Origin of the sequence: Ochrobactrum sp. 19YEA23 (assembly GCF_029909865.1) — a bacterium.
GTDB classification, from domain to species: domain Bacteria; phylum Pseudomonadota; class Alphaproteobacteria; order Rhizobiales; family Rhizobiaceae; genus Brucella; species Brucella gambitense.
In genome coordinates this window covers 857022-877595 of record NZ_JASAMQ010000001.1, presented here as the reverse complement: position 1 = coordinate 877595, position 20574 = coordinate 857022, and the positions used below count along the sequence as shown (strand labels likewise).

Below are 20574 nucleotides of genomic sequence, written 5' to 3'. Positions count from 1 at the left end.
TGTTGCAGATTTTAAATATCGCATCCGGTTATATTTTGGCAAAAACGCGGAGAAATCCCCGCGTTTTTATTTAATCCTATTAGATTTTGACTTTCCGGCTGGGAAAGCTGGTCAGGAATAGCGACGCAGCACCAGCGAAGCGTTGGTTCCGCCGAATCCGAAGGAGTTCGACAGAGCCACGTCGATTTTGCGTTCGCGTGCCTTGTGCGGCACCAGATCGATCTTGGTCTGAACCGCCGGATTGTCGAGATTGAGCGTCGCAGGCGCAACATTGTCGCGAATGGCCAGCGTCGAGAAAATCGCTTCGGCAGCACCGGCAGCACCCAGAAGATGGCCGATGGACGACTTGGTCGAAGACATGGAAATCTTCGAAGCCGCATCGCCGACCACGCGCTCGACAGCGCCCAGCTCGATCGTATCAGCCATGGTCGAAGTGCCATGGGCGTTGATGTAGTCGATCTGGTCCGGCGTGATTTCAGCGCGCTTGAGAGCTGCAACCATGCAGCGCTCGGCACCTTCGCCGCTCTCGGTCGGAGCCGTGATGTGATAGGCATCGCCCGACAGGCCGTAACCGATCACTTCGGCATAGATCTTCGCGCCACGCGCCAGCGCGTGTTCAAGCTCTTCCAGAACCACGACGCCAGCACCTTCGCCCATGACGAAACCGTCGCGGTCGTCGTCATAAGGACGCGACGCGGCGGTCGGATCGTCGTTGCGCTTGGTGGAAAGCGCCTTGCAGGCCGCAAAGCCCGCCAGCGAAATGCGGCTGACCGGCGATTCCGTACCACCGGCAACCATCACATCGGCATCGCCGAAAGCGATCAGACGCGCGGCATCGCCAATGGCGTGCGTGCCCGTTGCGCAGGCAGTGACGACCGAATGGTTCGGGCCGCGCAGATTGTGCTTGATCGACACATGGCCGGAAGCCAGATTGATCAGACGGCCGGGAATGAAGAACGGGGAAATACGGCGTGGGCCCTTGTCGCGCAGCGTGTAGCCTGCTTCGACGATGCCTTCGATGCCGCCAATGCCGGAACCGATCAGAACACCGGTGCGCACCTGATCTTCATCGCTCTCGGGATGCCAGTTCGCGTCATCCAGTGCCTGATCGGCAGCGCCGACGGCATAGACGATGAACGGATCGACCTTGCGCTGTTCCTTGGGCTCCATATGGAGGTCGGCATTGAACGTGCCGTTGGTACCGTCGCCTACCGGAATGCGGCAGGCAATCTGGCAGGCCAGATCGTCAACCTCGAATTCCGTGATGCGGCGAGCCCCGCTTTCGCCAGCCAGAAGCCGCTTCCAGGACTCTTCCACACCGCTTGCAAGCGGTGACACCAGACCGAGACCGGTGATGACGACACGCCTCATATCCACCCCTTAAAACTGTTATGTCACGAGCATCGACCCGCAGGCTTTCACCGGCAGATGCAATGTCCGGGCCTGATATAAGGGATGATGCTCCAATCGTTAAATCGGAGTCTGCCGCAGGAGCCAGTCGAAACTTGGACGACACTTGGCATCCCGGCAAATTCACTTAATTGCCGAAAACGGCCCGCACAGACATGTCCAAAGGACGGCTCTGTGCGTTGTAGTTGCTGGCATTCCCGGACGCGAGCGGCCTCTTTGCAAAGGCGCCGCATCCGGCAATGTCAGACTATAGCTCAGAATACAGGCAGGGCCGGGATCCGAAGAGCCCAGCCCTCAACTCTGTTCTGATTAGGCAGAAGCCTTGTCGATGAACTTCACGGCGTCGCCGACCGTGAGGATCGTTTCTGCAGCGTCGTCAGGAATTTCAACGCCGAATTCTTCTTCGAAAGCCATGACCAGCTCGACGGTGTCGAGGCTGTCTGCGCCGAGATCATCAATGAAGCTTGCGCCTTCCGTGACCTTGTCGGCATCTACGCCCAGATGTTCAACAACGATTTTCTTGACGCGCTCTGCGGTATCGCTCATGTCGGAACCTCGACCTGTGTGTTTGTTGCTCTGCCTTGGTTAGCGGCATGCAGGATTGTAATCAAGTTATAAGATGCCTGTCAGCTTCAAGCGATGTCGCCCGGACAGTCATCCTGTGGATATTCCTTTCGGAACAGGATCGCGGCATTTCCATTAGAAACACCGCAACTCTCGATGGGCGCATTACCATGCTTCTTGGGCGAGGCAAAGCGCCTTTTCCTGTCACGCCCCCGGTATTAAGGCATTTTATACCATAAAACAGGGGTCGCCAGGTGTTTGTGTCTGAATCAAAAAGCGGCAGGCCGAGGCGAAAATGGTGATTTCGAGAACCGGAGCGCAGCGTACTTTTGGGTACGTGAGCCTAGGTAAGCGCAGAAATTGCCATTTGCAGACCGGCATGGCGACTTTTGGATCAGACGCTTAGATCATGGCCATGCCGCCATTGATGTGCAGCGTCTGGCCCGTCACGTAACCGGCCTGATCGCTGGCCAGATAGACCACGGCAGCAGCGATATCTGCGCCCACGCCCATGCGCTTCATGGGAATATTGGCCATGATCGCTTCTTTCTGCTTGTCGTTGAGCTTGTCGGTCATGGCCGATTCGATGAAGCCCGGTGCAATGCAGTTCACCGTCACATTGCGGCTTGCGATTTCCTGCGCCAGCGACTTGGAGAAGCCGATAAGGCCCGCCTTCGATGCGCAATAATTCGCCTGACCCGGATTGCCGGTCACGCCAACGATGGAGGTGATGTTGATGATGCGGCCGTTGCGGCGGCGCATCATCGGATGGGTCAGCTCACGCGTCAGGTTGAAGACCGAGGTGAGATTGACGTTCAGAACGGCATCCCAGTCTTCGTCGCTCATTCGCACGAACAGACCGTCGCGGGTGATACCGGCATTGTTGACCAGAATATCGACGCCGCCCAGCTCTTCTTCAGCCTTCTGGCCGAGCGCCTTGACGGCTTCGCGGTCCGACAGATTGGCCGGGAAGATGAAAGTACGGTCGCCGAGTTCGGCAGCCAGTTCCTTCAGCTTTTCTTCGCGCGTGCCGTGCAGGCCGACAATGGCGCCCTGTGCATGGAGAGCGCGAGCAATCGCTTCACCCAGACCGCCGGTCGCACCGGTTACGAGAGCCTTGCGGCCAGTCAGATCAAACATGCGAAATCCCTTTTAAGCGTTGAGAGCAGCTAGTGTCCCGTTTCTGAAATTCGCATCCCGCCCATATCGAGATCAATACGAATTTCAGAAACGAAAGGACACTAGCAACTAAATATTTCTAGCGTCGTTTTAATCTCGAAGTTCGCCTCCGAGATCGATATCAACGGTGAGCGAACTTCAAGATAACGACGCTATCGCTGCTTCGATTTCTTCAGCCGAACCAACGGCGGCGCCGGACACATCCTTGGAGATGCGGCGCGCCAGACCGGTCAGAACCTTGCCCGAACCTACTTCATAAAGCGAAGTCACGCCATTGGCGGCAAACCATTCCACGGTTTCGCGCCAGCGAACCTGACCCGTTACCTGTTCGACCAGCAGATCGGCAATTTCGTTGGCGTCCGTCACCGGCGCTGCACGCACATTGGCGATAAGCGGCACAACCGGATTGTGCTTTTCGACGCTGGCCAGCGCTTCGCGCATTGCTTCGGCAGCCGGAGCCATCAGGGTCGAATGGAAGGGTGCGGAAACCGGCAGCATGATGGCGCGCTTCGCGCCCTTCTCGGACGCAAGCGAAGCGGCCAGCTCGACCGCAGCCTTGGAACCCGAAATCACCAGCTGGCCGCCGCCATTGTCATTGGCGATCTGAACAGAGCCGGAAGCCTTGGCTTCCGTGCAGATCGCTTCAACGTCGCCATGTTCCAGACCGATGATGGCAGCCATCGCGCCTTCGCCAACCGGAACGGCCTTTTGCATCGCATTGCCGCGAATGCGCAGGAGACGCGCCGTGTCGGCAAGCGAGAACGTACCGGCTGCGCAAAGCGCCGAATATTCGCCCAGCGAGTGACCGGCCACGTAGGAAACCTTTTCCTTCAGCGAGAAGCCACGCGATTCCATGACGCGCAGGACGGCCATCGAAACAGCCATCAGCGCAGGCTGTGCATTGGCGGTGAGCGTCAAAACGTCTTCAGGGCCTTCGAACATGGTGGCGGACAGCTTTTCGCCGAGCGCTGCGTCCACTTCGTCAAAGACGGCGCGCGCTTCCGCGAACTGTTCGGCCAGGGCCTTGCCCATGCCTACCGCCTGGCTGCCCTGTCCGGGAAAGGTAAATGCTACCGCCATTGATGCCTCATTCTGGTTTTAAGCATATGATAATGTCGAAACCGGTATCCGTTTTCGCCGACATGCCCTGCAATTAATGCACAATTTGGCGCGATGTGCCTTAGCCTTGGGCGAAAAGTCAAGCATTTGTCGGTTTTTCGGGGATATCGCGCTTGCAAACAAGGGGAAAAACACGTAATAGCCGCCCGTTCATTGCTCGGCACCAGCTGGGGGCTGAACGGAGGGCCGTGTGCTCTTGCCGTTAAAAGCAGGATAGTACGTTGGAAGTCATAAGTGCTTCTGCCTCCCGTGTCTCCGCTCTCGACCGTCTCAAGTACGCGTCCTTTCTTCACCGGTTTCCGGCAAAAGAGAAGTCGCAGGGGCTTAGCCGCTGGTGTCGGCGTGATATAACGAAGAAAGGCAAAGCCAATGGCTCTTTATGAACATGTGCTTCTTGCCCGCCAGGACATTTCCCAGCAGCAGGTCGACGCTCTCGTCGAACAGTACAAGGGTGTCCTCGAAGCTAATGGCGGCAAGGTCGGTAAGGTTGAAGCTTGGGGTCTGCGTCCCCTCACCTACCGTATCAACAAGAACCGTAAGGCGTATTATACGCTTCTGAACATCGACGCTCCGGCTGCTGCCGTTGCTGAAATGGAACGTCAGATGCGTATCAATGAAGACGTCCTGCGCTTCATGACCATTCGCGTTGAAGAACACGAAGAAGGCCAGTCGGCTATGCTGACCCGCCGCGACGACCGTCGCGAGCGTGATGGTGATGACCGTCCGCGCCGCCGTGAAGGTGGTTTCGACCGCGGTGATCGTGGCGATCGCGGTGATCGCGGCCCACGTCGCCCACGCGACAACGAAGCTGGTGAAGGAGCATAATCATGGTTGATATCAATCAGATCCCGACCCGCCGTCCTTTCCATCGCCGTCGCAAGACGTGCCCGTTCTCCGGCGCAAACGCACCGAAGATCGACTACAAGGACATCAAGCTTCTGCAGCGTTACATTTCCGAACGCGGCAAGATCGTTCCTTCCCGTATTACGGCTGTCAGCCAGAAGAAGCAGCGTGAACTCGCCAAGGCGATCAAGCGCGCTCGTTTCCTCGGCCTGCTGCCTTACGTTGTGAAGTAAGACTTCTTCGGGAGGCATTCTCTTCAGAGTTTGCCTCCCGAACCCTTTCCTCCATCGCGATGGGCGCGACGGAGTGTATTAAAAACCCAAGTTGAGACGCAGCCCTCGTGCCGTCTCTAACTGCAAAACCGGAATAGCCGGAGCAGGACAGCGAGACTGATGAAATTCAACGGAACCATAGTTGGTGTCGGCATATTGGCGGGGCTTGCCTCGGCATTGATGTCGTCCGGCGTCATTGTCCAGTCGGGCATGGCGATGGTTCTGTATTTCCTGACACCGCTTCCGATTTTCGTTGCAGCACTCGGCTGGGGTTCCACCGCCGGTATCGTTGCAGCAGCCGTCGCAACCGTCGCTGTCGGCGTTTTTGCCGTTCCGATGGCCGCCCTCCTGATGGCGCTGACGAGCTATATCCCTGCGGCCATCGGCGCGTATCTGTCCGGCCTTGCACGACCCGCCGAAGAACTGGGCGGACCGAAGGACGTGATGGTCTGGTATCCGCTGTCGGATATTATATTCCGCCTCGCCCTGATGGTTGCGGTCTCCTTTGTCGTCATCGGCGCAATTCTCGGCTTCGGCCCGGATATGGCGCGAGAACTGGCCAATGCGGTTATCGACCGCGTTGCGGAAGCCGACCCGCAATTCACCGCCAGCGATGAAATGCGCAACACGATGTCGGCGCTGCTGATGTTTGCCCTTCCGGCGATCCAGCCTGCCACCTGCCTCGCCATTCTGGTCGGCAATCTCTATCTGGCGCTGCGCCTGACCGCCATGTCGGGCCGTCTGCGCCGTCCGCGTGACGATTGGCCCGCAACGCTGCGCATGCCGCGCCCGGCGCTGATCGTTTTCGCAATCGCGCTTGCAGTCGCCTTCTTCTCCGGCGGCGCCGGTCTGGTGGCGACCGTGGTGGTGGGCGCACTCGGCGCAGGCTTCATGATGGCAGGTCTCGCCATCATGCATATGCGCACACGCGGCAAGGTATGGCGTCCGGTGGCGCTGTGGTTTGCCTATCTTGCAATCATTCTCTTCGCATTCCTGCTCTTCGTCTTCATGGTGGTCGGCCTTTTCGATACGTCGCGCGGCGCGCCGATCTCGAAAATTCCGGGCAGTGACAAGAGCACCGATAAACAACAGTAACCCGAATCAAACACTCGAAAGGAAACTCCAATGGAAGTCATTCTTCTGGAACGTATTGGCCGCCTCGGCCAGATGGGCGAAACCGTCAAGGTCAAGGACGGCTATGCCCGTAACTTCCTGCTCCCGCAGGGCAAGGCTCTTCGTGCCAACGAAGCCAACAAGAAGAAGTTCGAAGGCCAGCGCGCTCAGCTCGAAGCCCAGAACCTGGAACGCAAGAACGAAGCAAGCGCCGTTGCTGAAAAGCTCAGCGGCCAGAGCTTCATCGTTGTGCGTTCGGCTGGTGAAACCGGCCAGCTCTACGGTTCGGTTTCGACCCGCGACATCGCCGACATCATCACTGCAAACGGCTTCACCCTGCACCGCAACCAGGTTGAACTGAACCATCCGATCAAGACGATCGGCCTGCACGAAGTTTCGATTTCGCTGCATCCGGAAGTTCAGGTTGAAGTGACCGTCAACATCGCTCGTTCGAACGAAGAAGCTGAACGTCAGGCAAAGGGTGAAGACCTCACCTCGATCGAAGCCATCTACGGCATCGAAGAAGCTCCGCTTGCCGAAGAAATCTTCGACGAAGACGAAGAAGCTGAAGACCAGGCTTAATTGTTACACTTACCTCCGGAAAAGCCAGCTTTGTCAGCAGGCATTCCAATGGTGGTAAACTTTAAATGATCATGCCCGGCGGCCTCCGCCGGGCATTTTCTCTTTCCAGAACGGGAAAACTGCCTATTCTTCTCCTTGGTAATGTATTGGAGAGGGTGCAGACGGAAACGTCCGCGTTGCTTAAGACAGCGTTCCCAAGGCCGGTAGACCTGATGGACCACTGCCTGAAAATCTAATGACAGTGTGGCTCTGACCGAGGATACACAAGCCGCCTGCCATGCAACCGCATGGATGCTACGCCTGCCTCATCCATAAAAGGAGATGGGGCCGATGTATGGAATGATGCGTACTGTTCTTTCGCATATGATTAAAGCCGGAGACCTGACGGTCACCGATTCTAGTGGTGCGCGTTCACAGTATGGCGACAAGACCGGTGTGCCGGTTCATATACACTTCAAGACGAAGCACGCCGAGCGCGCCGTAGCGCTCGACCCCGAACTGAAACTCGCCGAATGTTTCATGGACGGCGAGATCGATTTTCTGGACGGTGATATTTACACGCTGCTCCAGATCGTATTCGAAAATACCGGGCCAACCGCCGCGACTGAGCCGTGGATGAAGGCGCTGGCAAAGCTGCGCATTCTGTTCCGCCGCTTCCAGCAGATGAACACGATTGCGCGTTCGTCCGACAATATCAAAAGCCATTACGACCTATCCGGCGAGCTTTACGACCTGTTTCTCGATCCGGACAAGCAATATTCCTGCGCCTATTTCGAAACACCAAATGCAACGCTTGCCGAGGCGCAGCTCGCAAAAAAGCGTCATATCGCGGCGAAATTGCTGGTGAAGGAAGGCCACAAAGTGCTCGATATCGGCTGCGGCTGGGGCGGCATGGGGCTTTATCTTGCCCGCCATCTCAAGGCCAATGTGACAGGCGTGACCTTGTCGGAAGAACAGCACGGTATTGCCAATCAGCGCGCCACGGATGAAGGGCTTTCGGATCGGGCCAAGTTCGAGCTGACCGATTATCGCAACATCGATGACAAGTTCGACCGGCTGGTTTCTGTCGGCATGTTCGAGCATGTCGGCGTCGGCCATTTTGCGGAATATTTCCAGCATGTGGCGCGACTGATGAAGCCGGACGGCGTATTCCTGCTGCATGCCATCGGGCGTGCAGACGGGCCGGGCGCGACCAATCCGTTCATCCGCAAATATATCTTCCCGGGTGGCTATATCCCTGCTTTGTCGGAAGTGTTGCCGCATATCGAAAAGGCCGGGCTCTATGTCACCGACATCGAAATCCTGCGGCTGCATTATGCGGAAACGCTCAAGGCCTGGCGTGAGGCCTTCATGGCCAATCGCGCGCAGGCCAAGGCGCTTTATGACGAACGCTTCTGCCGCATGTGGGAGTTTTATCTCGCCGCATCGGAAAGCGCGTTCCGCTGGCAGAACATGATGGTTTTCCACATCCAGATTGCGCACCGGCAGGAATCCGTTCCGCTGACGCGCAACTATATCGAAGCGGAAGAAAAGCGCCTGAAGCGGCTCGACAGCGCACCAAAGGGGGCCAATAGCGAGGCCCGCGCCGTCAAGAAAAGCATGAATGCCTGATCCAGCAAGTGCCGGTTCACACCATTAAAAAGGGCTGCCGTCTCCGGCAGCCCTTTTTCATTCCACGATCTCTATTGAGCTTTTGGCACGGGCCAATGTTCTTAGTCGACCTTCGGCACGAGTCTATGCTTTTAGTCGGCCTTCGGCACTCCGGCCTCCCACTTGTCCCAATGGGCGACAATATCATCAACCAGTGGTGAACCGACGAGATAGATGTTCTGCACCGTCTCAGCGAAACCGCCTGCCGTCTGGCCCGGCGCGGGATCAAGATGCTGCAAGGTGGTTTCGTTCGGGTTACCCTGATCGAAATTCACCGCGCCGCGCAGGCTGGCAATACGATCCGTGCCGAACTGGCGCTTGATGACCAGCGTGATCGCTGCCGCTTCCATTTCAGTCACGAGATAATCATCGGCACCGTAAAGATGCGCAATGTACTGCGCCTCTTTCGACAGGCCGGGTCCATGAAAGAACGTATCGCCAGTCATATGCGTGCCGCTCTTCAGCGACGGCTTGGCCTGTGCGGCCTTGTCGGGATACCGCATGCGGTAGTTCTGGGCTTCCTGCGAATCGCGCAGCTCCACCTTCGAGCCAAGGTGCATGGCAGCGGCGATCAGATCGGGGTTGAGCTTGAAGACCCGATAGTCCTCATAGCCCTTGCGCGGCATGAAAACCGGCTCGCCGGCTTTGCCTTCTTCCGGGGCCCAGCGATGGCCGAGATCGTAATCGACCAGCCATGTCGCCCAGCTGACATCACCGATGGTGCCACGCGATGGCGGCGTGCCACCCACGCCCGACAGAATATAGTAGCTCTTCGAAAAATCGAAGGCGGGATCGAGCAGAATGGCCTGCATGCTGGAGGATGAATTGACCTTGCCCATACCCAGCACCGAGCCGCACACACCGTCGTCATTACAATAGACCGGCTTCAGCGCGCCCTTCACTTCAATAGGCTTGGCGTCCTTCCAATAGCGCTCATACCACCATTGAAACTCGCCAGCGCGGTCACCGCTGTTCTGCCCGATCTCGAACATGGCCGCGATGAAGACCTTGACCTTGATCGGTTCAGCCGCAGCAGCCGGTGCCGTAAACGAAGCGAGATAGGCCAGGCAGGAAAGCCCGGCCGCGATCAGACGATGCCGCATGAATGAACCTTTGCGTGAGGAGCCTGCCGCCGGAATCACACATTATCCGGGGCAGATTAATTTCAGAGATAGAGGCAGAGTAATATCCACCGTTCATCACGGCAACGCCCGTCAAGAACATAGCGTCCATGCGCAGGCGCAAACTGTGAATCAGTGTGAATCATGGTATAGCTTATCCCTTCCAGCAGGAATCATCCGAAGCCGCGTTGCGTTTGGCATCACATGACGGTTAGCTGGCAGCATCAGGGACAGGATCAAGAATCATGGCGGAAGCGGCGGTACGCAAACTCGAGGATGTGCGCGATCAGAAAGACGCACTCTATCGGGAAGCACCACACAATATCGAAGCGGAACAGGCATTGCTGGGCGCAATCCTGATCAACAACGATGCCTTTTACCGCATATCGGACTTCCTGAAGCCGACCCATTTCTTCGAGCCGCTGCATCGCCGTATTTACGAGATCACCACCGATCTTATCCGCGTCGGCAAGATGGCCAACCCGGTCACGATGAAGACCTTCCTGCCTGACGGCAAGGTGGGCGATCTTTCCATATTCCAATATGTCACGCGCCTTGCCACCGAGGCCGTGACCATCATCAATGCTGCGGATTATGGCCGCGCGATCTACGATCTGGCGACCCGCCGCGCGCTGATCGGGATCGGCGAGGACATGGTCAATGTCGCCTATGACGCAGCGGTCGACAACGCACCGCAGGAGCAGATCGAGGACGCCGAACGCCGCCTGTTCGAACTGGCCGAAACCGGCCGTTACGATGGCGGCTTCCTGCCGTTCAAGGATGCCGTGACCACTGCCGTGGACATGGCCAATGCCGCTTTCATGCGCGATGGCCACCTGTCCGGCGTTTCGACCGGCATTCATACGCTGGACGGCAAAATGGGCGGCTTGCAGCCTTCCGACTTGATCATCCTCGCCGGACGTCCGGGCATGGGTAAAACCTCGCTCGCCACCAATATCGCCTTCAACATCGCCAATTCCTATGAACCGGACCAGCAGGCCGATGGAACGGTAAAAGCCAAGAATGGCGGCGTCGTCGGCTTCTTCTCGCTCGAAATGTCGGCAGAACAGCTCGCCACCCGTATCATTTCCGAGCAGACGGAAGTATCGTCCTCGAAAATCCGCCGTGGTGATATCACCGAGACCGATTTCGAAAAGCTGGTCGCCTGTTCGCAGGTAATGCAGAAAATCCCGCTTTATATCGACCAGACCGGTGGTATTTCCATCGCGCAGCTGGCCGCCCGCGCCCGTCGTCTCAAGCGCCAGCGCGGCCTTGATGTTCTGGTGATCGACTACGTACAGCTGATGACCGGCTCGTCGAAGGCCTCGGCACAGAACCGCGTGCAGGAAATCACCGAAATCACCACCGGCCTGAAGGCGCTCGGCAAGGAACTGAACGTTCCGATCATCGCGCTTTCACAGCTCTCGCGTCAGGTGGAAAGCCGCGACGACAAGCGCCCGCAGCTCTCCGATCTTCGTGAATCGGGTTCGATCGAGCAGGACGCCGACGTGGTGCTGTTCGTGTTCCGCGAGGAATATTACGTCAAGAACCTTGAGCCACGCGACGAGTTCGACCCGAAATACGAAGAATGGAAGCAGCATTTCGAAAAAGTGCGCGGCACGGCCGATGTCATCATCGCCAAGCAGCGTCACGGACCGACCGGAACGGTCAAGCTCGCCTTCCAGTCTGAATTCACGCGATTTGCAGATCTGGCCGAGGGTTCCTATCTTCCCGAACAGTATGAATAATATCTCTTCGAATAAGGCGCGTCTCTGATGGCCAAGGCGCGCATTCAGTTTATCTGCCAGAATTGCGGCACAGTGCATACGCGCTGGGCGGGCAAGTGCGATTCCTGCGGCGAGTGGAACACGCTCGTCGAGGAAGGCACCAATAGCGGCATCGGTTCCGGTCCGGGCGCCATGTTGTCGAAGCGCAAGGGTCGCGCCGTGGCGCTGACCTCACTTTCCGGCGACATTGAAGATGCCCCGCGCATTATTTCCGGCATCAGCGAACTCGACCGGGTGACCGGCGGCGGTTTCGTGCGCGGTTCGGCGCTGCTGATCGGCGGCGATCCCGGCATCGGCAAATCCACACTTCTGACGCAGGCCGCAGCAGCTCTTGCCAATCGCGGCCACCGCATCGTCTATGTTTCGGGCGAAGAAGCCGTCGCGCAGATCCGCCTGCGGGCGCAGCGTCTTGGCGTCGCCACGTCGGCAGTGGAGCTTGCCGCCGAAACCAATGTCGAAGACATCATCGCCACCATTTCCGATGGCAAACGCCCCGATCTCGTCATCATCGATTCGATCCAGACCTTGTGGACCGATATGGCGGATTCGGCACCCGGCACGGTTACGCAGGTGCGATCCTCGGCGCAAGCGATGATCCGTTACGCCAAGCAGACAGGCGCTGCGGTGGTGCTGGTCGGCCATGTCACCAAGGACGGCCAGATTGCCGGTCCGCGCGTGGTTGAGCATATGGTCGATGGCGTTCTCTATTTCGAAGGCGAAGGCGGGCATCATTACCGCATCCTGCGCACGGTGAAAAACCGCTTCGGCCCCACCGATGAAATCGGCGTTTTCGAAATGTCCGATGGCGGCTTGCGCGAAGTGTCCAATCCGTCCGAGCTTTTCCTTGGCGAACGCAACGAAAAGGCGCCTGGAGCAGCGGTTTTCGCCGGCATGGAAGGCACGCGCCCGGTTCTGGTGGAAATTCAGGCCCTTGTCGCCCCCTCCTCTCTCGGCACGCCGCGCCGCGCTGTGGTGGGCTGGGATGGCGGGCGTCTCGCCATGATCCTCGCCGTGCTGGAATCGCATTGCGGGGTCCGTTTTGGGCAGCATGACGTCTATCTGAATGTTGCGGGCGGCTACCGGATCAGCGAACCGGCTGCCGATATTGCCGTTGCTTCGGCGCTCGTTTCCTCCATGGCCGGTATTGCCCTTCCGCCAGATTGTGTTTATTTCGGCGAAATCAGCCTTTCCGGTGCTGTTCGTGCGGTGACGCATGCAGTACAGAGATTGAAGGAAGCGGAGAAACTCGGCTTCCGGCAGGCGGAAGTGCCAAGCGGCAGCGGCGAACTCTGGAAAGATCGCAGCTTCCGTCTTATGGAAACAGCCGCCCTGCCCGACCTCGTTGCGCGCATTGCAGCATCGGGTGCCGGAAAGAAGTAATAATCGGGAATGTGAAGCTGGAAGATTCTGTCAACCTTCCAGTGGTAAGCTTCCGCGTCTTTGACTGCCCTGCGCACCGGAACGCTTGCGCGAAAAACTAAGGACAGGCCAGAATGCCCATAACCATGCTTGATGGAATTCTACTCGGGATAACGCTGGTATCAGCGGTTCTGGCGATGGTGCGCGGTTTTTCCCGCGAAGTACTGTCGCTCGTATCCTGGGCTGCGGCAGCAGCTGCCGCTTTCCTATTCTATAAGCCGGTGCTGCCCTACATAAAGCCCTATATCAACAACGAAACTCTTGCGATGATCGCCGCCATGGCTGCGGTTTTCCTCGTGGTGCTGATCATCGTTTCGCTGATCACCATGAAGATCGCGGATTTCATCATCGACAGCCGCATCGGCGCGCTTGACCGCACGCTGGGCTTCCTGTTCGGCGCGGCACGCGGTGTTCTGCTGATGGTGGTCGCCATGCTGTTCTTCAACTGGGCGGTGCCGGATAACCAGCCTGCCTGGATCACCAATGCGAAATCGAAGCCGATGCTCGATTCCTTCGGCGAACAACTGCGCAATCTCCTGCCTGCCGACCCTGAATCGATGGTTGAAAAATTCAAGCCGCAGCGCAACGCACCGGCCACCGGCGATCAGGAAGAAGCGCCTGTTCCGGATGACGCGCCAGCGCAGCAATAATCAGAATCTGATGTGAAAAATTGAAACCGGCTTGTGCCGGTTTCATCTGTTTTTGGCCCCAATGAAGGCCTATATGATCAGCTTAACTGACGCGGGTTCAAGGGATCGCTTTCAAAACAGCGTCCTTTCATGTAAATGTTGTTTTTAACAACCCGCAATCGAAAGGCCTTGCGGACAATGTTCCAACAATCGCATGATGAGACTTCCTTTATGCTGGATGACGACACCCTGCATGAAGAGTGTGGTGTATTCGGCATTTTGGGTCATGAGGACGCCGCGGCGCTGACAGCGCTCGGTCTGCACGCCCTTCAGCATCGCGGGCAGGAAGCCGCAGGTATTGTGTCTTATCACAATCGCCGCTTCCACTCCGAACGCCATATGGGCCTCGTCGGGGATCATTTCACCGACGCCGCCACGCTGAACCGCCTGCCCGGCGACCGCGCCATCGGCCATGTGCGCTATTCCACGACCGGCGAAACGATCCTGCGCAATGTGCAGCCGCTTTTCGCGGAACTGGAAGTCGGCGGCATTGCGATTGCCCATAACGGCAATTTCACCAATGGCATCTCGCTGCGCAAACAGCTCATCGCTTCAGGCGCGATCTTTCAGGCGACTTCCGATACGGAAGTCGTTTTGCATATGATCGCCCGTTCGCGTTTCGCCTCGTCTTCCGACCGTTTCGTGGATGCGATCCGTCAGGTTGAAGGCGGCTACGCCATGCTGGCGCTGACCCGCACCAAGCTGATCGCCGCACGCGACAGCATCGGCATTCGTCCACTCGTCATGGGCGAACTGGATGGCAAGCCGATCTTCTGTTCGGAAACCTGCGCCCTCGACATTATCGGTGCGAAATACATTCGCGACGTTGAAAATGGCGAAGTGATTGTCTGCGAAATCCAGCAGGACGGCTCGATCACCACCCAGTCCATCAAGGCGGAAAACCCGCAGCCGGAACGTCTGTGCCTGTTCGAATATGTCTATTTCGCCCGTCCGGATTCGGTTGTCGGCGGACGCAGCGTCTATGTCGCACGCAAGAATATGGGCATCGAACTGGCTGGTGAGGCCGGTGTCGAAGCCGATGTCATCGTGCCGGTGCCCGATGGCGGCACGCCTGCGGCGCTCGGCTTTGCGCAGGCAAGCGGCATTCCGTTCGAATATGGCATCATCCGCAACCATTATGTCGGGCGCACCTTCATCGAGCCGACCCAGCAGATTCGCGCCTTGGGTGTGAAGCTGAAACACTCGGCCAATCGCGCCATGATCGAAGGCAAGCGTGTTGTGCTGGTGGATGATTCCATCGTGCGCGGCACCACTTCGGTCAAGATCGTGCAGATGATGCGCGATGCCGGCGCGAAGGAAGTGCATATGCGCGTGGCAAGCCCGATGATCTATCATCCGGATTTCTACGGCATCGACACGCCGCATGCCGACAAGCTTCTCGCCAACCAGCATGAAGATCTGGAATCCATGTGCCGTTATATCGGCGCGGATTCGCTGGCCTTCCTGTCTATCGACGGTCTCTACAAGGCAGTCGGCGGTAAGCCGCGTGACCCGAACGCACCTGCCTTCACGGATCACTATTTCACGGGCGATTACCCGACCCGCCTTCTCGATCAGGAAGGCGAAAGCAACATCCACACGCTGTCGCTGCTGGCCAGCAACGGCTAACGCAAATTCGCGAACTGGGCGGCCTGCGGGCCGCTCCAATCCTTCACATAAAAAGTCATTGGGGACGGAATGACAATCGACCTTACGGGCCGGCTGGCCTTGGTAACGGGCGCATCGCGCGGCATCGGGTATTTTCTTTCACTGGAACTGGCAAAACGCGGCGCGCATGTGATCGCCGTTGCGCGCACCGTCGGCGGGCTTGAAGAGCTGGACGACGATATTCGCAAGCTCGGCGGCAACGCGACTTTGGTGCCGCTCGACATCACCGATATGGAAGCCATCGACCGTCTCGGCGGCTCGATCCACGAGCGTTGGGGCAAGCTCGATATCATGGTCGCCAATGCGGGCGTGCTGGGCACCATCTCGCCGATCGGTCATGTGGAAGCAAAGACCTTTGAAAAGGTCATGAATGTCAACGTGACAAGCGTCTGGCGTCTGATCCGCTCGACAGACCCGTTGCTGCGTCTTTCCGATGCCGGACGCGCCATTCTGCTTTCATCCGGCGTTGCGCATAGCTGCCGCGCCTTCTGGGGTCCCTATGCTGCCTCCAAGGCGGCTGTCGAGGTCATGGCCCGCAGCTGGGCTGAAGAGACCAAGCAGATGGCCCTGAACATCAATTCGGTCAATCCCGGCGCAACCCGCACGGCCATGCGCGCACAGGCCATGCCCGGCGAAGACCCGGACACCCTGCCGACACCGCAGGAAGTGGCCGAAAAGATCGTCAAGCTTGCCGATCCGGCGCTCGACGTCACGGGCAAGCTGTTTGACGTGCGCCAGGATCGCTTCCTCGACTATCATATGCCGTCGTAATGCTGTTTGGCTGGCCTTGCCAATTAGCAAGGCCAGCGTTATTTTATAAATACTTCGCCCCCTCGCCGCCTTGTCTTCGGCTTTTTCTAGCGGGCTTTTTCCCTCTCCCCTTCCAAAGCAATCTATCGTCACCGGCATGCGCTTTCGCACGCCGCAACGCAATTCATTTGTCTGGAGAACAGAATGGCTGACAACCATGCACGATTTCTTGTCATCAGCGGCGGTCCCGGATCGGGCAAGAGCACGCTGATCGATGCACTCGAACAGCGAGGTTTTACGCGCACCGTGGAAGCCGGGCGTGCCATCATTCAGGATCAGGTTGCCATCAGTGGCACGGCCCTACCCTGGGACGACCGCGCGCTGTTTGCCGAATTGATGTTGTCGTGGGAAATGCGGTCACATCGCTCGGCACAAGACCAAACAGAGCCGGTCTTCTTTGATCGCGGCGTGCCGGATGTGATCGGTTATCTTTCGCTCTGCAGCCTGCCGGTGCCTTCACATATGGAAGCGGCTGCACAGAAGATTCGTTATAACAAAACGGTGTTTCTCGCCCCGCCATGGCCAGAGATTTTCGGGCAGGATGCCGAGCGCAAACAGGACTTCAATGAGGCTGTGCGAACATTCGCAGCGATGGAGACAACCTATCGCCAGTTCGGATATGAAATCGCGCTCCTGCCGAAAACTTCGGTCGAGGAGCGCGTTGAGTTCATTCTGGAAAAGCTGCCGTCACTTGTCTTCTGACGCTGACGGCTTTTCTTCTCCGCTATCGGTCGCCGGTTCTTCCGCCGCAGCGCGATCCGCTGCCTCGCGGCGGTTCCATGCGGCAAGGCTGAACGGCAGGAAAGCCAGATAGACCAGAGCCGTCAGGCTCAGCGTCTGCCATGTGAAGCTCATCAGGAACGCCACATAGACAACCACGCAGAGGATAAGCGGCATAACGATATCGCGACGCACGAGGCTGCCCGCCGATTTGCCGTTATAAACCGGCAGACGGCTGACCAGCAGGAACGCGATAGCCACGGTATAAATGGCAACACCGAAGGCCAGCCCCCGCGAGGGCGTCAGGCCGAGGAAGCCGAGATACACCGGCAGCAGCACCAGCATGGCGCCAGCGGGCGCAGGCACGCCGATGAAATAATTGCTCTGCCAGGCAGGCCGGTTCGGGTCTTCCAGCATCACATTGAAGCGCGCCAGACGCAGGCAGCAGGCAATCGCATAGAGAAGACCGGCAATCCAGCCGAAGGAACGCGCCTGATCCAGCATGAATGCATAAAGCACCAGTGCGGGCGCAACGCCGAAATTGACGATATCGGCAAGTGAATCCATCTGCTCGCCGAATTTCGACGAGCCTTTCATCATGCGCGCAACACGTCCGTCGATGCCGTCGAGGAATGCCGCGACCAGCACCATGGCGACGGCCAGCTCAAAGCGGTTTTCAAAGGCAAGACGAATGCCGGTCAGACCGGCACAGATAGCCAGAACCGTGATGAGGTTCGGAATAACGATACGCAGCGGTATCTGCGACAGCTTTGGGCCGCGGGATGAATCCACGCGGCCATTGGGCTCAAAAGGCGGAAAGGGTGTTCCCATGTTCTATGCAATCCGGACAACGGGTTCGCTGCGGTTGCTGCCGTAATCGGCAAGCACCGTTTCACCGGCAACAGCCGTCTGACCCACGGCAACGCGCACCGTCGCATCGGCCGGCAGGTAAACATCGACGCGCGAACCGAAGCGGATCAGGCCGAAACGCTCGCCAACAGACAAATCGTCGTTCTGGCTCGACCAGCACACGATGCGGCGCGCCACCAGACCGGCGATCTGCACCACGCCGACCTTGCCATGCGGGCTTTCGATCAGAACGCTGTTGCGTTCATTTTCGGTGCTGGCCTTGTCCAGTTCCGCATTGAGGAACTTGCCCGGGCGGTGCTCGACCTTGACGATCTGACCACGAACCGGCGAGCGGTTGATGTGCACGGAAAAGACATTCATGAACACGGAAACACGCGTCAGCGGCTCGAGGCCCAGATCAAGCTCCGCAGGCGGAATGGCCGGACCGACGAAAGAGACCTTGCCGTCCGCCGGGCTGATGACGAGATCGTCGTCCATCGGCGTCACGCGTTCGGGATCGCGGTAGAAATAGATGCACCAGACCGTGAGCACCATGCCGATCCAGAACAGCGGGTTCCACAACCAGCCAAGGATCAGCGAAACCACGAAAAAGCCCGCTATGAACGGATAGCCTTCCCGGTGAATCGGCACAAAAGTGTTGCGGATAGTGTCAGTCAGGCTCATCGCTTGTTCCTCGTATTTAGAGCGCATCCGATCTGGCTTCACCAGACCGGCGCTCTAAATCGTTGCTCGGGCCGCATTTGTGCGACGCCAAATGTTCCCATTTGGCTGCAAAACGCTTTAGCCGTATGTAGCGCATGACTCCCGGAATCTCAAAATGCATTTCGCAATTTATGCACGACTGTCAGGTGGCGTGATCACTCCGCCGCAGGCGTTCCGCGCACAACCACGCCCATATCGTCGCTCTCGCGAACCTGACGCAGGCGTTCTTCGGCCTCGTCGGCCTCGCGCTGACGATCCCACATCGAGGCATAAAGACCCTTGTGCTTCAGAAGCTGGCGATGCGTGCCGCGCTCGGCGATCAATCCATCCTTGAGCACGATGATTTCATCCGCGCCAATCACCGTCGAAAGCCGGTGCGCGATGACCAGTGTGGTGCGGCCGCGGCTGACGATATCCAGCGCCGACTGGATTTCCTGTTCCGTCGCCGTATCCAGCGCCGAGGTCGCTTCGTCGAGGATGAGGATCGGCGGTGCTTTCAGGATCGTGCGTGCGATGGCGACACGCTGCTTTTCACCGCCCGAAAGTTTCAGCCCGCGCTCGCCGACCATGGCCTTGTAGCCATCCGGCAGATGCTGGATGAAACGGGAGATCTGCGCCATATCGGCTGCCTTCTCCACCTCTTCTTCGGTCGCATCGGTGCGGCCATAGCGGATATTATAGGCGATGGTGTCGTTGAACAGCACCGTATCCTGCGGGACCATGCCGATGACCTTGCGCAGGCTTTCCTGCGTCACGTCGCGCACGTCCTGCCCGTCGATGGTCACCGAGCCCGACTGGATATCGTAGAAGCGGAACAGCAGCCGCGAGATCGTGGACTTGCCCGCGCCCGAAGGCCCGACTATCGCCACCGTCTTGCCTGCCGGAACCTCGAAGCTGATGCCCTTGAGGATCGGGCGGTTGGAATCATAGGCAAAATGCACGTCATCAAAGCGGATCGCGCCCTTGTCGATCTGCACCGGCTTGGCGCCCGGCTTGTCGCTCACTTCCTGCTTCACATCGAGCAGGTCGAACATCTGTTCAATATCGGTCAGACCCTGACGGATTTCGCGATAGATGAAGCCGATGAAGTTGAGCGGTATGGAAAGCTGCATCAGCAGCGCGTTGATGAAGACGAAGTCGCCGATGGATTGCGTTCCAGCGCGCACTTCCAGCGCCGACATGACCATGACAATCGCCATGCCCACGCCGAAGATCACGGCCTGACCGAAGTTCAACCAACCGAGCGAGGTCCAGGTCTGGGTTGCAGCCTTTTCATAACGCGCCATGGAGGCGTCGAAGCGCTGGGCTTCCATCGTCTCATTGCCGAAATACTTCACCGTTTCGAAGTTCAGCAGGGAGTCGATGGCCTTAGTGTTGGCGTCCGTATCGGAATCATTCATCTCGCGACGGATGTTGATGCGCCAGTCGCTCGCCTTGATGGTGAACCAGGTATAGAACACCACCGTCGCCGCCACGACGACCAGATAGGAAATGCCGTAGGAGACCGCGAAGATCACCGCCGTCATCGCAAATTCCAGAATGGTCGGCAGCGTGTTGAGAATGGTGAAGCGGACGATAGTTTCGATGCCCTTCGTGCCGCGCTCGATCACGCGCGACAGACCGCCCGTGCGCCGCTCCAGATGGAAGCGCAGCGAAAGCTGGTGCATGTGCACGAATGTGCGATAGGCAAGCTGACGCACTGCATATTGGCCGACACTGGCGAACAAGGCGTCGCGCAGCTGGTTGAGACCGGCCTGCACGATCCTCGATCCGTTATAGGCCACCACGAGCATGACCGCGCCGGTCAGGAACAGCGGCACATAGCCCGGCGCATGCAACTGTCCGTTCAGCGCGTTCGTCGCCCATTTGAAGAAATAGGGAACGAGAATGAGAACGATCTTCGAAATGACCAGATAGAACGTTGCCCAAACCACGCGCATGCGCAGGTCCAGCCTGTCCTCGGGCCACATATAGGGCCAGAGATTGCGCAGGGTCTTGAATGTTTCGCCGGATTCGGCAGAAACCGTTTTAGAGGAGCTCATCAGGCGTTCTTTCG

19 protein-coding genes are annotated in these 20574 nt (G+C 58.1%); 11 read left to right on the top strand and 8 right to left on the bottom strand.

Features of this window, described 5'->3' with window-relative positions; genetic code table 11:
- Positions 1–111: 111 nt before the first annotated feature.
- The 4 genes from fabF to fabD form a co-directional block, all read right to left on the bottom strand.
- Positions 112–1371 carry a beta-ketoacyl-ACP synthase II gene (gene fabF / locus QBD01_RS04000; protein WP_138786576.1) on the bottom strand — a complete coding sequence of 420 codons (1260 nt, stop codon included), beginning with the start codon at positions 1369–1371 and terminating at the stop codon, positions 112–114.
- 348 nt (positions 1372–1719) lie between these two features.
- Positions 1720–1956, bottom strand: coding sequence for an acyl carrier protein (locus tag QBD01_RS03995; protein WP_002963616.1), 237 nt, complete (start codon positions 1954–1956; stop codon positions 1720–1722).
- A gap of 420 nt (positions 1957–2376) precedes the next feature.
- Positions 2377–3114, bottom strand: a complete 738-nt coding sequence (gene fabG / locus QBD01_RS03990; RefSeq protein WP_078338058.1) for a 3-oxoacyl-[acyl-carrier-protein] reductase — start codon at positions 3112–3114, stop codon at positions 2377–2379.
- Positions 3115–3291: 177 nt separating this feature from the next.
- Complete coding sequence (gene fabD, locus QBD01_RS03985; protein WP_280991688.1) at positions 3292–4233, bottom strand: ACP S-malonyltransferase; 942 nt, start codon at positions 4231–4233, stop codon at positions 3292–3294.
- A gap of 408 nt (positions 4234–4641) precedes the next feature.
- Here fabD and rpsF point away from each other — a divergent pair, with 408 nt between their 5' ends.
- The 5 genes from rpsF to QBD01_RS03960 all read left to right on the top strand — a co-directional run bounded on the left by rpsF (position 4642) and on the right by QBD01_RS03960 (position 8693).
- Positions 4642–5097 carry a 30S ribosomal protein S6 gene (rpsF, locus tag QBD01_RS03980; RefSeq protein ID WP_121537353.1) on the top strand — a complete coding sequence of 152 codons (456 nt, stop codon included), beginning with the start codon at positions 4642–4644 and terminating at the stop codon, positions 5095–5097.
- A gap of 2 nt (positions 5098–5099) precedes the next feature.
- Positions 5100–5348: a 30S ribosomal protein S18 gene (gene rpsR, locus QBD01_RS03975; protein WP_006466219.1), complete on the top strand. Its 249-nt coding sequence runs from the start codon at positions 5100–5102 to the stop codon at positions 5346–5348.
- Between the two features lie 159 nt (positions 5349–5507).
- A complete protein-coding gene (locus QBD01_RS03970) occupies positions 5508–6482 on the top strand; it encodes a DUF2232 domain-containing protein (RefSeq protein WP_280991687.1) in 975 nt (324 codons plus the stop codon).
- A gap of 30 nt (positions 6483–6512) precedes the next feature.
- Positions 6513–7082 carry a 50S ribosomal protein L9 gene (gene rplI, locus QBD01_RS03965; protein ID WP_182522609.1) on the top strand — a complete coding sequence of 190 codons (570 nt, stop codon included), beginning with the start codon at positions 6513–6515 and terminating at the stop codon, positions 7080–7082.
- A gap of 330 nt (positions 7083–7412) precedes the next feature.
- Entirely contained in the window at positions 7413–8693 is a 1281-nt protein-coding gene (locus tag QBD01_RS03960; RefSeq protein ID WP_280991686.1) for a cyclopropane-fatty-acyl-phospholipid synthase family protein, read from the top strand.
- A gap of 131 nt (positions 8694–8824) precedes the next feature.
- Here QBD01_RS03960 and QBD01_RS03955 read toward each other — a convergent pair whose 3' ends face one another.
- Positions 8825–9835, bottom strand: coding sequence for a purine nucleoside permease (locus tag QBD01_RS03955; protein WP_280991685.1), 1011 nt, complete (start codon positions 9833–9835; stop codon positions 8825–8827).
- 263 nt (positions 9836–10098) lie between these two features.
- On the opposite strand from QBD01_RS03955, the gene QBD01_RS03950 reads away from it, so the two are divergent.
- The 6 genes from QBD01_RS03950 to QBD01_RS03925 all read left to right on the top strand — a co-directional run bounded on the left by QBD01_RS03950 (position 10099) and on the right by QBD01_RS03925 (position 16928).
- On the top strand, positions 10099–11601 hold the full coding sequence (locus QBD01_RS03950; RefSeq protein WP_280991684.1) for a replicative DNA helicase: 1503 nt from the start codon (positions 10099–10101) through the stop codon (positions 11599–11601).
- A gap of 27 nt (positions 11602–11628) precedes the next feature.
- Positions 11629–13020, top strand: a complete 1392-nt coding sequence (gene radA / locus QBD01_RS03945) for a DNA repair protein RadA (protein WP_109368472.1) — start codon at positions 11629–11631, stop codon at positions 13018–13020.
- A gap of 113 nt (positions 13021–13133) precedes the next feature.
- Positions 13134–13709 carry a CvpA family protein gene (locus tag QBD01_RS03940; RefSeq protein ID WP_182522605.1) on the top strand — a complete coding sequence of 192 codons (576 nt, stop codon included), beginning with the start codon at positions 13134–13136 and terminating at the stop codon, positions 13707–13709.
- Between the two features lie 177 nt (positions 13710–13886).
- Positions 13887–15377, top strand: a complete 1491-nt coding sequence (gene purF / locus QBD01_RS03935) for an amidophosphoribosyltransferase (RefSeq protein ID WP_280991683.1) — start codon at positions 13887–13889, stop codon at positions 15375–15377.
- A gap of 69 nt (positions 15378–15446) precedes the next feature.
- Positions 15447–16187, top strand: a complete 741-nt coding sequence (locus QBD01_RS03930) for an SDR family NAD(P)-dependent oxidoreductase (RefSeq protein WP_280991682.1) — start codon at positions 15447–15449, stop codon at positions 16185–16187.
- A gap of 183 nt (positions 16188–16370) precedes the next feature.
- Positions 16371–16928, top strand: coding sequence for an AAA family ATPase (locus QBD01_RS03925; protein WP_280991681.1), 558 nt, complete (start codon positions 16371–16373; stop codon positions 16926–16928).
- Here the strand turns inward: QBD01_RS03925 and pssA are convergent.
- The 3 genes from pssA to QBD01_RS03910 all read right to left on the bottom strand — a co-directional run bounded on the left by pssA (position 16914) and on the right by QBD01_RS03910 (position 20560).
- On the bottom strand, positions 16914–17777 hold the full coding sequence (pssA, locus tag QBD01_RS03920) for a CDP-diacylglycerol--serine O-phosphatidyltransferase (RefSeq protein ID WP_280991680.1): 864 nt from the start codon (positions 17775–17777) through the stop codon (positions 16914–16916). The two genes, QBD01_RS03925 and pssA, sit on opposite strands and share 15 nt — an antisense overlap.
- Before the next feature lie 3 nt (positions 17778–17780).
- Entirely contained in the window at positions 17781–18506 is a 726-nt protein-coding gene (locus QBD01_RS03915; RefSeq protein ID WP_280991679.1) for a phosphatidylserine decarboxylase, read from the bottom strand.
- A gap of 167 nt (positions 18507–18673) precedes the next feature.
- Positions 18674–20560, bottom strand: coding sequence for an ABC transporter ATP-binding protein/permease (locus QBD01_RS03910; RefSeq protein ID WP_280991678.1), 1887 nt, complete (start codon positions 20558–20560; stop codon positions 18674–18676).
- Positions 20561–20574 lie beyond the last annotated feature (14 nt).

Bases quoted from the DNA above. Each gene is read 5' to 3' on its own strand.
- fabF (WP_138786576.1), bottom strand. From the start codon at position 1,371: ATGAGGCGTGTCGTCATCACCGGTCTCGGTCTGGTGTCACCGCTTGCA.
- QBD01_RS03995 (WP_002963616.1), bottom strand. From the start codon at position 1,956: ATGAGCGATACCGCAGAGCGCGTCAAGAAAATCGTTGTTGAACATCTG.
- fabG (WP_078338058.1), bottom strand. From the start codon at position 3,114: ATGTTTGATCTGACTGGCCGCAAGGCTCTCGTAACCGGTGCGACCGGC.
- fabD (WP_280991688.1), bottom strand. From the start codon at position 4,233: ATGGCGGTAGCATTTACCTTTCCCGGACAGGGCAGCCAGGCGGTAGGC.
- rpsF (WP_121537353.1), top strand. From the start codon at position 4,642: ATGGCTCTTTATGAACATGTGCTTCTTGCCCGCCAGGACATTTCCCAG.
- rpsR (WP_006466219.1), top strand. From the start codon at position 5,100: ATGGTTGATATCAATCAGATCCCGACCCGCCGTCCTTTCCATCGCCGT.
- QBD01_RS03970 (WP_280991687.1), top strand. From the start codon at position 5,508: ATGAAATTCAACGGAACCATAGTTGGTGTCGGCATATTGGCGGGGCTT.
- rplI (WP_182522609.1), top strand. From the start codon at position 6,513: ATGGAAGTCATTCTTCTGGAACGTATTGGCCGCCTCGGCCAGATGGGC.
- QBD01_RS03960 (WP_280991686.1), top strand. From the start codon at position 7,413: ATGTATGGAATGATGCGTACTGTTCTTTCGCATATGATTAAAGCCGGA.
- QBD01_RS03955 (WP_280991685.1), bottom strand. From the start codon at position 9,835: ATGCGGCATCGTCTGATCGCGGCCGGGCTTTCCTGCCTGGCCTATCTC.
- QBD01_RS03950 (WP_280991684.1), top strand. From the start codon at position 10,099: ATGGCGGAAGCGGCGGTACGCAAACTCGAGGATGTGCGCGATCAGAAA.
- radA (WP_109368472.1), top strand. From the start codon at position 11,629: ATGGCCAAGGCGCGCATTCAGTTTATCTGCCAGAATTGCGGCACAGTG.
- QBD01_RS03940 (WP_182522605.1), top strand. From the start codon at position 13,134: ATGCCCATAACCATGCTTGATGGAATTCTACTCGGGATAACGCTGGTA.
- purF (WP_280991683.1), top strand. From the start codon at position 13,887: ATGTTCCAACAATCGCATGATGAGACTTCCTTTATGCTGGATGACGAC.
- QBD01_RS03930 (WP_280991682.1), top strand. From the start codon at position 15,447: ATGACAATCGACCTTACGGGCCGGCTGGCCTTGGTAACGGGCGCATCG.
- QBD01_RS03925 (WP_280991681.1), top strand. From the start codon at position 16,371: ATGGCTGACAACCATGCACGATTTCTTGTCATCAGCGGCGGTCCCGGA.
- pssA (WP_280991680.1), bottom strand. From the start codon at position 17,777: ATGGGAACACCCTTTCCGCCTTTTGAGCCCAATGGCCGCGTGGATTCA.
- QBD01_RS03915 (WP_280991679.1), bottom strand. From the start codon at position 18,506: ATGCGCTCTAAATACGAGGAACAAGCGATGAGCCTGACTGACACTATC.
- QBD01_RS03910 (WP_280991678.1), bottom strand. From the start codon at position 20,560: ATGAGCTCCTCTAAAACGGTTTCTGCCGAATCCGGCGAAACATTCAAG.